Origin of the sequence: Mycobacterium sp., assembly GCF_049683935.1 — a bacterium.
In the GTDB taxonomy this organism is placed as follows: Bacteria; Actinomycetota; Actinomycetes; order Mycobacteriales; family Mycobacteriaceae; genus Mycobacterium.
This window is the reverse complement of sequence record NZ_JBAUJR010000204.1, coordinates 1-12,905: the sequence shown is the minus strand read 5'-3', so window position 1 is coordinate 12,905 and position 12,905 is coordinate 1. Positions and strand designations below refer to the sequence as shown.

Genomic DNA, 12,905 nt, shown 5'->3' with positions numbered 1-12,905 from the left:
TGGTGAACAGCTGGTTGTACTGCTCGTTGGACAGGAACTGCAGGCCCGGAACCGCCAACTCGGTGCGGATGAACAGCGCCATCAGGCCGCCGATGAGGAAGAACGCAAAGCAGGCGACGCAGTACATCATGCCGATCAGCTTGTGATCGGTGGTGGTGATCAGGTTGTAGATCAGGTTGCCCTTGGGGCCCATCCGGGCGGGGAAGGGACGGCGGGCCTCGAGTTCCCCGATCGGTGGCGCATCGGCGACCATGAAGCTCCTTCCGCGACGTGTGGTATCGCGTTTCCATTATCTACTGACTAGATACGTAGGTTACTCTACGGTGGTGCTTAGGACTACTCGCGTAGCTGCGAAGTTCCGGGCCCAGAAGTGCGCCACATCGCCCGGTGACGGGTGCCCCGCCGGGGCGGGTGCAGAGCACTCGCACCCGCTCCGGCCCTGGCGCATCGGGCCGACCTTCGGCGCGGCGGCGTCGCAAGACCTGGCGACAGCGGGAGCTGGTTCGAGGTGGATCGTCGAACGATGCGTCCATCCTTGGCGATCGTCCCGATTCCGCAGCTACTACGTAGATACCGAGTCGGGGAGACCGTTCGCGACCTTGCGCATTTCGTGACCGAACTGATTGGACCTCAACGCTTTTAGCGACGCGCGCCATCGCGTGGCGACATTCGTCGGAAGTCGGCGGCTTGCCCGATCGCGGGTGGTGAGTTAGCGTCTCGCCAACAAGATAACGAATTGGTAACGGTAAAGGATCGTCTCGAAGTGGTGCATCACCGGATCGCGCGACCAGATGCGTCGGTCGACCGCGCCACGGACGTCACCGAGATCATCGCCTTCGACGAGTTCGGCGCGATGCTGGATATGGCCGGTTCTCACAGCGATCCGTTCGCCATCGACTACGAGGTGTTGAACGCACCTGAACTCGACGACCTCAACGATGTGGCCGACGAATCGCCACGACTGCTGCTCTTGCCGGAAGGTGCATCGACCGCAGCGACGCCGAAGATGCCGATCCCGATCGACGGGGCAAGGCTCAGGGATGGCCCGCGGTCATCTCGCCGGGCGCTGTCGGGCGCTTCCGTCCGCTCTTCTCGCGGGGCCCATCGAAGGGGCCCTGAGGCCACAAGCGCGGCGCACAGCAGGTTGGTGATCACGGCTGTCGCCGTCGGCGCGGTGGCCGCCGCAGCGAACACAGCGGTCAACGCAACCGATGCGCGGCAGCCTGTTCTGGTCGCCGACACCGCCGCGTCACCGGCTGACATCACCGAAGCCTCGGGGATGCAGATCATCCCTGTGGCGAACGGCCTTGATGCCGGGATCCATCGACAGGAATCGGCCAGAGGCGCGGCTTTCGCTGAGGAGCGGGCGCAGCGGGAGGCGCGACTTCTGCGGCCACAGTTCACCTTTCCCGCCCGAGGCATGCTGACATCGAGCTTTGGAGCCCGGTGGGGCACCCTGCACGCCGGACTTGACGTCGCCAACGCTGTCGGTACTCCGATCTACGCTGCATCCGATGGAGAGGTGATTGCCTCCGGTCCGACTCCGGGTTTCGGCATGTGGGTCAAGATCCGCGCCGCGGACGGCACGGTCACGCTCTACGGTCACATCGACACCACCCTTGTGCAAACCGGCCAGCTCGTGATGGCCGGTGACCAGATCGCCACCATGGGCAACCGAGGCAACTCGACCGGGCCGCACCTGCACTTCGAGGTGCACCGCAACGGATCGGACAAGACCGACCCGATGGCGTGGTTAGGGGAACGGGGAGTGTCAAACCGTTACTAGCGGAAGCCCGCCTCGGGGGCCGTCAGCGTCAGCATCGCGCATGCATGTGCGCGACGGAAGCTACCAGCTCCGCTACTGACTTTCTCAGTAAGATCATGCCCAGCCGGCTGGCCGGCGCTCGATCAGCGGAACCGTGCGCTCGCTTCAGCGCCGGCACGCCGACGAACGCCGTAAGCTACCTACTGACCAATTCAGGAGGTTCGATCATGGCTCGGGTGCGTGGCTTCGGAGAACTCGAGGCATCGATCATGGATCGCCTCTGGAATCGTGATCCCGACAGCGACACCACGGTCAGGGAAGTCTTTGATGAGTTGAGCACTGAACGGCATATCGCGTACACCACGGTCATGTCGACGATGGACAACCTGCACGGCAAGGGTTGGCTGTCGCGTGAACGCGACGGCAAGGCATATCGCTACCGGCCCACACTGACTCGCGAGGAGCACAGTGCACGACTCATGCTGGAGGCGCTGAGCGGCGGTGGTCGATCTGAGGCGGTCCTGAGTCATTTCGTGGCGCAAATCGACCCGGAGGAATCCGCTGACCTGCGCGCTGCGCTGCGGCGCCTGGCCCGTAAGTCAGGCCGCCGATGACCGTCGCAGCGGCTTTGCTGCTGTACGTCGCGGCGGTACTGACGATCGCACCGAAACTTCTGGTCCACATCACCGCCGACGGCGAGGCTCCGCGCCTGGCGATAGCCGCGTGGACCACCGCTGTGGTAACGGTGCTCGGCTGCTCGGTTGCCGCCGTCGCGCTGCTCCTCATCGAGGCCGCTGGACACTGGGACAGCCCCGACGCGCTGATCGTCTCTTGCCTGGAACGTCTCCGCGCCATTCTCCTCGGCCACGCCGGGTTGCCAGCACAAATCGTGGCGACCGTCGCGGTGGCTTTCGCCGTCGGAAGTTTGATTGCCATAGTCATACGAATAGGCCGCGCTCTGGGCCGCATGCGCACCCACACTTTCGCCCATGCCGACGCCGTGCGCCTGGTTGGCAGGTCGTACGGCAGCGACGTCGTGGTCATCGAGGCATCGGAGCCTGCGGCCTATTGCGTGGCGGGCCGCCCACCGGCGATTGTGGTGACCACCGCAGCTCTGGCCGCACTCGATGAGAATCAACTTGCAGCTGTCGTCGCCCACGAACGTGCTCACCTCGACGGCCGTCACGCCTACGCCATCGCCGCGGCGCGCTGCCTGACTGCTGCGCTGCCCACCTGCAGGCTGTTCGCGGGCGCAGCCACGCACATCAGTTCTCTGTTGGAGATGTGCGCCGACGATGCGGCCGCTCGACGCCACGGCCGTCAGCCCCTGCTCGCGGGCCTGTTGACCCTGTCAGGCGCCACCACCCCGGCTCACGGTCTGGCCGCCGCCGGTATCGCCGTACTCACCCGTGCCGAACGGTTATCGAAGCCACCGCGACGGTTCGCCCGCATCCAGACCCAAGTCGCGCTCAGCGGAGCCGTAGCGGCGATGGCCGCCACACCGTTCGCGATCGTCACTCTGTCGCTGACGGGCGTGCTGATCTGCTTCGCGTAAACGGGTCCCGTGATCACCGACCCCCGGACATTCGACGCGACCCAAATATGTTGCGGCACGCCATGATTGCGTCACTACGACTGCGGCAACGTCGTGGTGCTTCCGCAGTCGGCTACGCGTGAGGGAAGATGGCCATGCACGCAACATGGGCGGCGACCGGTTCAGCCACCAGCAAGGCCAACACCGCCAAGCCCAGGGCTAACAGTAGCGATGTCACGATCCGTCGACGACCCAGTCGACCGGTCGACTGCGTTTGATGCTGCTGAGGCCACCGCGACCGCGGTCCGCGGCAGGACACAGCGAGCGAACTCTTCACACGACCAATCTACTATGTCACTACGTATGTGACCATCGCTTCGCCTCTACCCGGGTTGGGATAGGCGTTGGCTAATCCGTAACGTCGCCAGACAGGTCAGCGCGAGCAGCAGCACCTACGTCAACGAGCTGTAGCCGCTCCTCACAAGTGGGAATTCACCATGACCGCAGGATCGCTCATCGAATGCCATCAAGTCGACATCTCCACCATGAAGACACTGCGGTAGTGACGAATGTCGCTGCAGCGAGCTGGGTTTGGCGTCGAACTGGGCGCCGCCGCGTCGTCGCCACGAAGTCAGTCATCCTTGTCGGCGGTGTTCGGCACGTCGGTAGGCCGTCGCGACTGTTGGTGCAATCCGCGCAGAAACGCGTTGTAGGCAGCAAGTTCCGCATCGTCGCGTTCGACGTCGGCCTCCCTTTTCGCCGCCTCCGACTCCTCGTCACGTCGCCAGCGGATGGCGAAGATCACTGTGGTCAGCAACGCGACGGGCTCGCCATAGGACCACGCCAACGCGCCGGCCACCGCCTGGTCGGCGACGGGGTCGACGTTCCAGTCCGGCGGAGGATCGGCAAAGGTCTCGGTGAGCGTCCGCGGTGCCATCATCAGGATGACGCCGATGAAGACGTGCAGTGGCATTTCGACGAAGATGTCGAAGAATCGGCCCAGGTTGCTCTGCCGGACCGGCAAGGGACCGGTCGACAATATCGGCAGGATGAACAACAGGCCGCTGACCAGGAAGAACACCTGCAGTGCTACGTGTCCGGCCACGCTGGCCGCCGCCGCATCGAATAGGTCGGAGAGGTACAGGCCGTAGTAGCTCAAGAGGAACACCGGAATAGTGAAGCCGGGGTGCAACACGATCCTGCTTGCCCGGCACCGAAGTCCAGCCAGCGCGGACATCACGACGTAACGTCCGAGGCCACTATGGGGCGTCGACCTGAGTAGCAACCGGCCAGGCGCACCCAGAACCAGCAGAGGCGGAACGAGGATCGACAGCGTCAGGTGCTGAAACATGAAGGCACTGAACAAACGGTAGCCATAGCCGTCGATGGCCAGGCCCGTGACCGCCGCCAAGGCGATGCACCCTCCCAGGAAGCTCGCCGTCCGCGTCCACGCCCACTGGAGGCCTCGCGATCTGACGACTCGAACGGCGAGCACGTACCACACCGCCAACACCACTGCCAGCACGGGCAGTAACGGAACCGGCGGCGGTAACCAACCGAGCATCGCCCAAACCGTCGGCGGTGAGGTGGGGAGCACCACCTGACCGATCACTGTTCCGCCCACCATCGAGTCGCATTGGTGCGCCCGGGTGTGCGCCGGGCCCGGTGGCGACGTCGAGCCGAGGCGGGGTCGCCGTTCACCGTGGGGGTCCTGAGCCGGATGCGGTCTCGGCGGCGAGGCGACGGACCACCGGTTCGAGGTCCTCGGCGAGCAGCGCCCGCAGGAACACCGCGGCGACCCGATGCGACCGGTCCAAGACGATGGTGGACGGGATCACGGTAGTGGGATACTTCGCGCCCAAGGCGATCATCGTGCGCATCGGTGGGTCGTATATCGATGGGAAGGTGACCTTGCGATCGACGATGAAGTCGACCGCAGCTTGGCGGTTGTTGTCGCGGACGTCGATACCAAGGAAGGCGACCCCCTCGTTTCGGGTCGCGTCGTACACTCTTTGCAATTCGGGCATCTCGGTCCGACAGGGACCACACCACTGACCCCACACGTTGATCACCAGCACCTGCTCGGCGAAGTCATCGAGTGACAACGTGCGGTTGGGGTCCATAAGGTCGGGTCCGCGTATCGGCCCTGGGCGACCACGACTCAAAGGTGGATCGTAGAAGATGTCGACCTGCCCCCCTGGCGACACGAACTCGAATGTGCCACCCTGCGCGACGGCGTCGTCTCCGCTGGAGCATCCGGACACTGCGACACCCAGCAGCAACGCGCTCAGGCCCGCCGCGGTGCAACGCCGTATCATCGGTGGCCAAAGTATCGGAGATCGCCGCCGTCGCCAACGCTCAGCGCACATGTCCATGTGACGCTTCGGGGGAACCCTCGGGGCGCCCCGTTGAGTCGATGGGTCAGTCCAAGTGCCACTCGCGCGGAGCATGCTGCGCATCGACACGACGACCTCCGTGACTGGGCGTGCGGCACCGGCGGGGCCCGGTCAGCGTGGCGCCTTCTACGTAGAGACTACGTAGAAGCGTAGCGCAACCACTCACGACGAATGCCGGGACGACGACGACATTGATGAGCCGGACGGACCATGCGGCAATCCGAGGCAGAGGATAGGGGCACCCCTACGCCGAAACGCGAGCGACAAGGGCCGCCCGTACATCGTTGGCGGTCATCACGATTTTGTTGCTCGGCTGAACATTCACGCGCTCATGTCACGGGCCGCGGCTGAGGTGGTGGCGTGGCGGTTTGCCCGCTCGCAACATGATGACGGCGATCGCGATCAATCCCGCGACGGCGCCCGCCAGGATCCACAGGGCCGGGTTCGGGGTTTCGGGTTGTTGGCCGGTATGCGTGTCGTCGTAGGAATGTGTGGTGGGCGTTGTTTCAGCGGATGTGGGAGGGACTGTCGAGCAGTCCTGCGCCGACATCGGCTCCGCAAGGACGGTCGGTGCGACGGACGAGGCGAGTCCAAGGAGGGTGGCCACGACTGCGACGACAACGGCCGCGTGCGCAGGCCGCCTCCGGGGTCGTCGTCGACACCACGTGCGCGCCGTGTTCTTCGTCATCTCACGAAGTAGATGGTGGCAAAGAGCGCGATCCACACGATGTCGACGAAGTGCCAGTAATAGGACACCACGATGGCGGCCGTCGCTTGGGCGGGGGTGAACTTGCTCATGCGCGTGCGCACGAGGAGCAGGATGAAGGCGACGAGACCGCCAATGACGTGCAAACCGTGGAAACCCGTCGTGAGGTAGAAGACGGAGCCATAGGCGCTGCCGGCGATCGTGGTTCCCTCCCGCACCAGGCTGAGGTATTCGTATCCCTGGCCGAGCATGAAGAACAATCCCATGACGAAGGTGACGAAGTACCACCGGCGCAGGCCGAATACGTCGCCGCGTTCGGCGGCGAACACTCCCATCTGGCAAGTGAACGAAGACGCGATGAGGACCAGGGTCACCGGCACCGCGAGCGCGAGATTCAGCTCGGTGGGTGGTGGCGGCCACTCGTCGGCCTGGGCACGAGCGGTGAAATACATCGCGAACAGACCGGCGAAGAACATCAACTCACTGGACAACCACACGATCGTCCCCACGGCGACCATGTTCGGCCGGTTCAACGAATGAACCCGTGCCGTGATGGCGGTGCCACTTGTCATGTCGTTCCTCGTCGAGCCAAGTCCGCAGACTGTCTACTGAGTCACGACCTACTATTGCACACAGTAGTTGTGCGATAGTTGCGACGTTGGGGTACCCGGTTTGAGTTGCCCGGAATGCGAAGCGGAAGAATGCTTTTGAACCGCGTTCCGTGCGGTGGAGTACGCGTGATGCAACTGTGCGGCCGATGATCTTCGCCATGCGCGTGGACATTGGACGCGGTTGCTCGTAATCTTTCCGTGACCTACGTAGCTAGACCATAGATGTCCCTGCGTGTGAGGATTGATGTTTTGAGGATGAACCGCCCTGCCGCAGTATGCCGATCGGCGGGTGCTCTCGTCGTGGCGGTAGTGCTGGCACTGACACTCGGCGATTCGGCGGGCGTCGGGCGGGCCGATCCGGCTGCCGATGCCCTGGCCCGCTTGACGGTGCTCTCGCGCGAGGCCGAACGGACCACAGAGGCCGTGTATTCGGCCGAACTAGACCTCGAGGCGAAACTAACGGCACAGCGCGCGGCCGAGGATCGTCAACGCTCCGAACTGGAGGCGATGACCGTGGCGCGGGACAATCTCGCCGAGTATCAGACCGCCGTGAACCAGGTGGCGGCCGCGTCGTACATGGGCGGTTCCACCAGCACAATCAGCGCGGCGCTGACCGCGGAGTCTCCGCAACGCCTACTGGACGACCTGTCGGCCAGCAAGGTGATGGCGGCTCAGATGTCGAACCGCATCAAGGCCTTTCGCGCTGCATCGGCCCGGGCCGACGACGCAGCGCGCGCGGCGCAGTCATCGGCGCTGGCAGCCCGTACCGCCGCCGAGCAGGCATCAGCCGTCCGCGCAAGCCTGCAATCCAAGCAGAGTCGGCTGCGAACACAGATAGCAGAAGTAGAGGCGCTATACCGCGCACTGACTCCCGACCAACGTGCGGCGCTCGCCGATCCCGGGCCGGTGCCGCCGGCCCCACCAGCGGCAAACCTCGCCATCATGGCATTGCCCGAGGCGATAGCGCCGGCGGGGCCGGGTCCGTCCAACGCACCCGGTGGCGCAGCGGTCGTGCAGGCGGCGTTGACCCGTGTGGGTGCGCCCTATTCGTGGGGTGCGACAGGACCAGATGCGTTCGACTGCTCGGGGCTCATCAAGTGGGCGTTCCTGCAGAACGGCAAGTCGCTCCCGCGATCCAGTCAGGCGCTGGCGGCGGGCGGACAACCCGTGGCGACGGCCGAAGTGCAGCCCGGCGACATTGTCACCTTCTACTCGGACGCCTCGCACGCGGGCATCTACATCGGCGATGGGAACATGGTGCATGCCTCGACGTACGGCACTCCGGTGAAGGTGGCGCCGATCTCGTCGGCGCCGATCTACAACGTGCGCCGCTACTAGCCGGCTACCGGAGCGTTGCCCGCCTTCACTTGCCCAGGCAATTTTTCAGTGGCCGAGTGCGTCGGCCATCCGCAAGGGGGCCCACCGTATCGACGACATCGCGGCAATCGTTGTCGCAGAAGCACCTGCCATCTCAAGGAGTGACCCAGAGGCGTGACTGACCTTGGCGTTGCCAGACCGGAACATAAACTCATCCGCGCGGACCTCGTGTTGGTCCGATGGACACGAAGCTCAAGGAGGACTGTGAACCTGGCCACGCGCGCCGTCACGACCACACTGGTGGCGCTGGCGTTCTTGCTGTCCGGAGTCGGGGTTGCTGCCGCGCACACCTCACTGGTTGGTTCTGATCCGGTGAACGGCGCGACCGTCGTCTCCCCATTGACCGCCGTCGTGCTGAACTTCTCCGAAGAAATCAATCCAGCGTTCGCTGACGTCGCAGTTACCAGCGCTGATGGTCGAAACTGGGTGTCCGGCTCAGCAAGCGTCGAAGGTCCGCGACTCACTGCCGCCCTCGGACCCGACCGGCTCACGGACGGCCTATACACCGTCGGCTACCGCGTGGTCTCAGCAGATGGCCACCCCGTCTCCGGCTCGTACACGTTCACCATCGCCGGCGTCCGCGACCAGCCTTCACCCACAATTGCGCCATCCCCTGCAACACCCAGCAGCGCTGAGCCGTCTGTACCGGCGCCCGCGGCACCTGAAGGTTCGGACACCAAAGCATCGGTACTCACAGCGGCCAGCGTCGGCCTGGCCCTTGGAGGTGTGATCGCGTTCTGGCAACACAGGCGCCGTCGGAAGAACGCTGCCAATCACCCCGGCTCTGAACCCGGGCCTTCACTTGGCAGCTAATCGGCCCGGGACCGCTCCATGAGAAGGCCAATAGGTTTGGTGCCGGCGCCGTGGAGCCGTCGTTTACAGAAAAACGTCCGTCGCTGCGCCCGGGGTTGAGCCGGTCCGGCCAGGTCGGCGTAAGCACTACGCAGTCACGGTCGAATATGCCGAACCGGGGTGGGGTCCTGCCAGGCGCTGTCTACTTTTGCTGGCCGAGAGCCTTTTGTATCGCAGCGCCCAGGTCGGCGTAAGTTTTGATATCTAACTGCTTCCCGTTGACGAAGAAGGTAGGCGTGCCCTGCACGCCGAGGGCGGTGCCGTCGGCGATGTCCTCCTTGATTCGCTCAAGTGTGGCCGGAGCGTTGTACGCCTCATCCCACGCAGCTACGTCAAGACCCAGTTCGGTTGCGTATCCGCGGAACACCTCGTCTGCCGGGACCTGCTGTTCGCCCCATTGACTCTGCGTCTCGAACATCTTCTTGTACATGGGTTCGAACTGGCCTTGCTGCGCCGCTGCTTCTACCGCACGTGCCGCTCGTTCTCCGTTGAAGTGCCCGGGCATCGGGAAGTAGCGGGCGACGAAGGTGACTTGCTGGCCGTACTGTGCGCGCAACTGCTCAACCGCGGGGAACGCCGCGCCGCAGCCTTCACATTCGAAATCGAGAAATTCGACAAAGGTCACATCGCTGTCGGGCGCGGAACTGAGGCGATGACTGTTCTCGCGCACCACCTGGGCTTCGCCGTCACCCTGTGTTCCACCCGATCCTGCGGTACCGCCATCTTGGCTTGAAAAGTACACACCCGCGCCGATCACCGCAGTGATGACTACAAAGACAGTCAGCAGAATTCGAGTCATTGGATTCACGTCGGGAGTTCCTTTCGCTCCGCAGCGCTCTCTGAGCCTGAGCAATCTACGGTGTATCTACGTAAATAGTTCTACCACGATAGCTGTTCCCAACGTTCAAGCTTCCCTCGCTTGGGTTCCTACTCGCTCAAGCGTTCGGATTGCACCACGGATCAGAGTTCATAGCGACATGCACACATGCTTATCGCCTTTGGCGAGGGAGCGTTGGAGAGGTCGATCTATCCACCCTGTTGCGTCCCCGTACTTGCCGACTCTTGTTATTTCTCATCATGATTCGGAGCACACCCGGAACCAATTACTGCCGGGATCGATTATGTCGGCGGCGTTCGAAACCCTTTGCGGTGAATCATGTCGACATCAGTCCGGCGCCTTCGCCCGCCGATACCTGCTACGCTCCGTCTACCTCACCGCAGCCGAACCGCGCGGACTGGCGCACGTAGTGCGGATCATCGCACACTGGTCAAGGACGCAATGCGCTGCCACTCATCCATTCGTCCCAAGGCACAGACCAATCTCCGTTCTGCCACTGTTCCAGCGGTGCGCCGCCGGTATTGCGGACCTCGACAACATCGCCCGGATTTGCGAACTCGTAATACCACTCGGCGTTTTCCGCGCTCAGATTTAAACAGCCCGCCGACACGTTGGTGTTTCCCTGCGCCCACACCGTCGCTTCGCGGTCATGGAGGTAGATGCCGTCAGGACTGATCCGCACCGCGTGCGGGACGCTGATCTTGTACCCCGACGCAGAATCGACGGGCAATCCGTAGGTCGATGAGTCCATCAAGACGGGATTCTGTTTCTCCATCACCGTATAAACGCCAGGCTGTGTCCAGAAAGCAATCGTCTTGCCCCCGACAGTCTGCGTCCCGCCCCGGCCCATCGACGTCGGCATCGTGCGGACCAAACGGCCGTTCTCGTACACACTGACCTGTTTGGTCGTGTCATCGGCGACGGCGACACGAGACGGTCCGATCCGGAAACCGACTTGCTTGTCCTGTTCTCCGAATAATCCATCACCGAGATCAGTGCCGTAGAGATCGGCTTTGACCGTGACCTCAGTACCGGAAGGAAAATATTCACGGGGCCGCCAGTGCGCCTTGCGATCGTTGACCCACATCCAGGAACCGGCTACGTGGGGCGACGTTTTGACCTGGAGGCGCGATTCGGCCGCAGCTCGGTCCGGGATGTCGGCGCCGAAGGTTGCCACGATCACGGTTCCGACACCGTAGACGGCGCCCTCCGACAGCGACGCTCCGTTAGTCATGCCCAGCCGGACCCCGACCTGGGATTGCGGCGCGACGGTAGAAAACTCCGAAACGGACGTGACGGTGCGGGCGTCAGCGCCCCGGCCCGTCGCGCTGAGCTTGTAAGACCGTCCGTATCCGAGTGGCTCGGCGGGCTCCCAGGCGCGGCCGCCCCCCACCATTCGACCGGCAACAACCCTGCCCTGTTCGTTCTGCATACGCACATCGGTCAGGGTCCCTACAGTCGCGGTCACCTTCACTGCTCCGACAGGGACCACATCGCTCGCGCCTGTGGGGGGGAGGATCTCGATCGCGGGAGGCTTGGGTGCGGCCTGCGGCGTCTGCTCAACCTCTACAGCGCCGGGCGCAGTCACGGTATTCGACAGCCGAGATTTGAGCGCACTCGTCTGCGATGCCGTCACGAGTACCGCGACAGCCGAGAGCACGCTCAGCGCCGCTACCTGTCGGCGTCCAGTCAACACTTTCATCACAACAATCCGTCGGGTCGCACTCCTGGTTATTACGTACCCACATAGTAGTTGGTGGGCCGACCTACTGCCGATCCGGCGGGGCGACATAGCAGAAGGGCGGGCGCCCAGATTCAAAGCGACCGACTACCGGTGTTGGCGACATGCGGATTACGTACGTAGGCGGCGACCTACCGCAAATTACGCTCAACCTCTGGCTTAGACGCAAGTGGGACGGCCGCTTCGACAGCTCGCCCGAAGCAACATTGTGGCGGAATCCCCCGATAAGGCTCTCGCCATCGAGCCGCGGGTGCTGCTGCCGCGCGCGTCGATGCGCTGCACCAGTCCTTCGTCGAGCACATCGCTCACACAAAGAGCCCTTCGGCCATGGCGTCGATGAGGGCCAGGACGCGATGGTATTCGCCGTCGCGTACCAGGTCGGCGGGCTTGCCGTGCGCGAGTAATCGATTTGGCGAGAACATCCACACGTTGGCCTGGTCGCGAGGAAGGACTTCGGCCAGGGCGTCGGCGACGTAGGCCAGTTCGATGAGTCGTTGCTTGTTGAGGCGTTGCGGGACGACCTGACCCGAGGTCCAGCGCGCCACCGAGCGCGCGGAGGCATCGACGATGCCGCCGACTTCTTCATAGGTCAATCCCAAGTGCTCAATCGCACTCGACACGGTCGAGGCGAGCGCATTAGCTCCCATATCGTCTGCCTGTCTTCCTTTTGTCAGTCCCTATGTCATGTAGTCTGTCACGGAACGACGCCTGGGGCGAGAGGACGCTCGCCATGAGCATTCAGTTTCGGCTGGGACCTAACGACCACAAGCCGGTCGAAGACTTCCTGTCCCGCGAGCACGCCGGCGCCGAAGCCATCACTCTCGACCACGGCTGCACGTCACCAGACCGCGGCGGCGGCTGCCGTTGACGCGGGCCTGCAAGTGTTCTGGGAACCGGCAGCCGAGCGGCTGGCAGAGGGGGGTTTAAGCCTCGACAAGTTCCCGCTGTGGACCGGGCAGCCTATAACATCGACGGCCTCTCCGCCGACCAGGCGGCACGGGCTGCCCTGCCGGACATGCGGAGGCTGTCGGATCCGTACCGCGCAGCGCGGCCGGCGGGTTCCGGTGGGCGTCATCGAGCCCCGC

The 12,905-nt window shown here is 63.8% G+C and carries 14 protein-coding genes; 6 read left to right on the top strand and 8 right to left on the bottom strand.

What is annotated here, in order from left to right:
* Positions 1-253, bottom strand: a 253-nt coding sequence (locus WA965_RS11510; protein ID WP_526447529.1) for a cbb3-type cytochrome c oxidase subunit I, incomplete at its 3' end; no start/stop codon positions are given.
* A 510-nt stretch (positions 254-763) separates the two neighbouring features.
* On the opposite strand from WA965_RS11510, the gene WA965_RS11505 reads away from it, so the two are divergent.
* From WA965_RS11505 to WA965_RS11495, 3 genes are all read left to right on the top strand, one after another.
* The gene (locus WA965_RS11505) at positions 764-1,786 is read left to right on the top strand and encodes a M23 family metallopeptidase (protein WP_526447528.1); all 1,023 of its coding nucleotides are present in this window, start codon (positions 764-766) and stop codon (positions 1,784-1,786) included.
* A gap of 206 nt (positions 1,787-1,992) precedes the next feature.
* On the top strand, positions 1,993-2,379 hold the full coding sequence (locus WA965_RS11500; RefSeq protein WP_526299056.1) for a BlaI/MecI/CopY family transcriptional regulator: 387 nt from the start codon (positions 1,993-1,995) through the stop codon (positions 2,377-2,379).
* Positions 2,376-3,320 (top strand): M56 family metallopeptidase, encoded by a 945-nt coding sequence (locus WA965_RS11495; protein ID WP_526299054.1) that lies wholly within the window; start codon positions 2,376-2,378, stop codon positions 3,318-3,320. The genes WA965_RS11500 and WA965_RS11495 overlap by 4 nt, the downstream gene beginning before the upstream one ends.
* A 610-nt stretch (positions 3,321-3,930) precedes the next feature.
* Here the strand turns inward: WA965_RS11495 and WA965_RS11490 are convergent.
* From WA965_RS11490 to ctaE, 4 genes are all read right to left on the bottom strand, one after another.
* Positions 3,931-4,926 carry a cytochrome c oxidase assembly protein gene (locus WA965_RS11490; RefSeq protein WP_526299052.1) on the bottom strand — a complete coding sequence of 332 codons (996 nt, stop codon included), beginning with the start codon at positions 4,924-4,926 and terminating at the stop codon, positions 3,931-3,933.
* A gap of 70 nt (positions 4,927-4,996) precedes the next feature.
* Positions 4,997-5,617 carry a TlpA disulfide reductase family protein gene (locus WA965_RS11485; RefSeq protein WP_526447526.1) on the bottom strand — a complete coding sequence of 207 codons (621 nt, stop codon included), beginning with the start codon at positions 5,615-5,617 and terminating at the stop codon, positions 4,997-4,999.
* Between the two features lie 412 nt (positions 5,618-6,029).
* Positions 6,030-6,302, bottom strand: a complete 273-nt coding sequence (locus tag WA965_RS11480) for a hypothetical protein (RefSeq protein WP_526299048.1) — start codon at positions 6,300-6,302, stop codon at positions 6,030-6,032.
* Between the two features lie 77 nt (positions 6,303-6,379).
* Positions 6,380-6,973, bottom strand: a complete 594-nt coding sequence (gene ctaE, locus WA965_RS11475; RefSeq protein WP_526299046.1) for an aa3-type cytochrome oxidase subunit III — start codon at positions 6,971-6,973, stop codon at positions 6,380-6,382.
* A 294-nt stretch (positions 6,974-7,267) separates the two neighbouring features.
* Between ctaE and ripC the strand changes: the two genes are divergently transcribed.
* A complete protein-coding gene (gene ripC / locus WA965_RS11470) occupies positions 7,268-8,350 on the top strand; it encodes a peptidoglycan hydrolase RipC (protein ID WP_526299044.1) in 1,083 nt (360 codons plus the stop codon).
* A gap of 243 nt (positions 8,351-8,593) precedes the next feature.
* Positions 8,594-9,202, top strand: a complete 609-nt coding sequence (locus WA965_RS11465; RefSeq protein ID WP_526299042.1) for a copper resistance CopC family protein — start codon at positions 8,594-8,596, stop codon at positions 9,200-9,202.
* 181 nt (positions 9,203-9,383) lie between these two features.
* Here WA965_RS11465 and WA965_RS11460 read toward each other — a convergent pair whose 3' ends face one another.
* The 3 genes from WA965_RS11460 to WA965_RS11450 form a co-directional block, all read right to left on the bottom strand.
* Positions 9,384-10,049 (bottom strand): DsbA family protein, encoded by a 666-nt coding sequence (locus WA965_RS11460; protein WP_526299040.1) that lies wholly within the window; start codon positions 10,047-10,049, stop codon positions 9,384-9,386.
* 460 nt (positions 10,050-10,509) lie between these two features.
* Positions 10,510-11,781 carry an Ig-like domain-containing protein gene (locus WA965_RS11455; protein ID WP_526299062.1) on the bottom strand — a complete coding sequence of 424 codons (1,272 nt, stop codon included), beginning with the start codon at positions 11,779-11,781 and terminating at the stop codon, positions 10,510-10,512.
* A 344-nt stretch (positions 11,782-12,125) separates the two neighbouring features.
* Positions 12,126-12,467: an antitoxin Xre/MbcA/ParS toxin-binding domain-containing protein gene (locus WA965_RS11450; protein WP_526299038.1), complete on the bottom strand. Its 342-nt coding sequence runs from the start codon at positions 12,465-12,467 to the stop codon at positions 12,126-12,128.
* Positions 12,468-12,550: 83 nt separating this feature from the next.
* Between WA965_RS11450 and WA965_RS11445 the strand changes: the two genes are divergently transcribed.
* Positions 12,551-12,688, top strand: coding sequence for a hypothetical protein (locus WA965_RS11445; RefSeq protein ID WP_526299036.1), 138 nt, complete (start codon positions 12,551-12,553; stop codon positions 12,686-12,688).
* The last annotated feature ends 217 nt before the right edge of the window (positions 12,689-12,905 follow it).

Coding starts and splice junctions, on each gene's coding strand:
- WA965_RS11485 (WP_526447526.1), bottom strand. CDS start 5,617: ATGATACGGCGTTGCACCGCGGCGGGCCTGAGCGCGTTGCTGCTGGGT.
- ctaE (WP_526299046.1), bottom strand. CDS start 6,973: ATGACAAGTGGCACCGCCATCACGGCACGGGTTCATTCGTTGAACCGG.
- WA965_RS11495 (WP_526299054.1), top strand. CDS start 2,376: ATGACCGTCGCAGCGGCTTTGCTGCTGTACGTCGCGGCGGTACTGACG.
- WA965_RS11445 (WP_526299036.1), top strand. CDS start 12,551: ATGAGCATTCAGTTTCGGCTGGGACCTAACGACCACAAGCCGGTCGAA.
- WA965_RS11500 (WP_526299056.1), top strand. CDS start 1,993: ATGGCTCGGGTGCGTGGCTTCGGAGAACTCGAGGCATCGATCATGGAT.
- WA965_RS11490 (WP_526299052.1), bottom strand. CDS start 4,926: ATGGTGGGCGGAACAGTGATCGGTCAGGTGGTGCTCCCCACCTCACCG.
- ripC (WP_526299044.1), top strand. CDS start 7,268: ATGAACCGCCCTGCCGCAGTATGCCGATCGGCGGGTGCTCTCGTCGTG.
- WA965_RS11455 (WP_526299062.1), bottom strand. CDS start 11,781: ATGAAAGTGTTGACTGGACGCCGACAGGTAGCGGCGCTGAGCGTGCTC.
- WA965_RS11450 (WP_526299038.1), bottom strand. CDS start 12,467: ATGGGAGCTAATGCGCTCGCCTCGACCGTGTCGAGTGCGATTGAGCAC.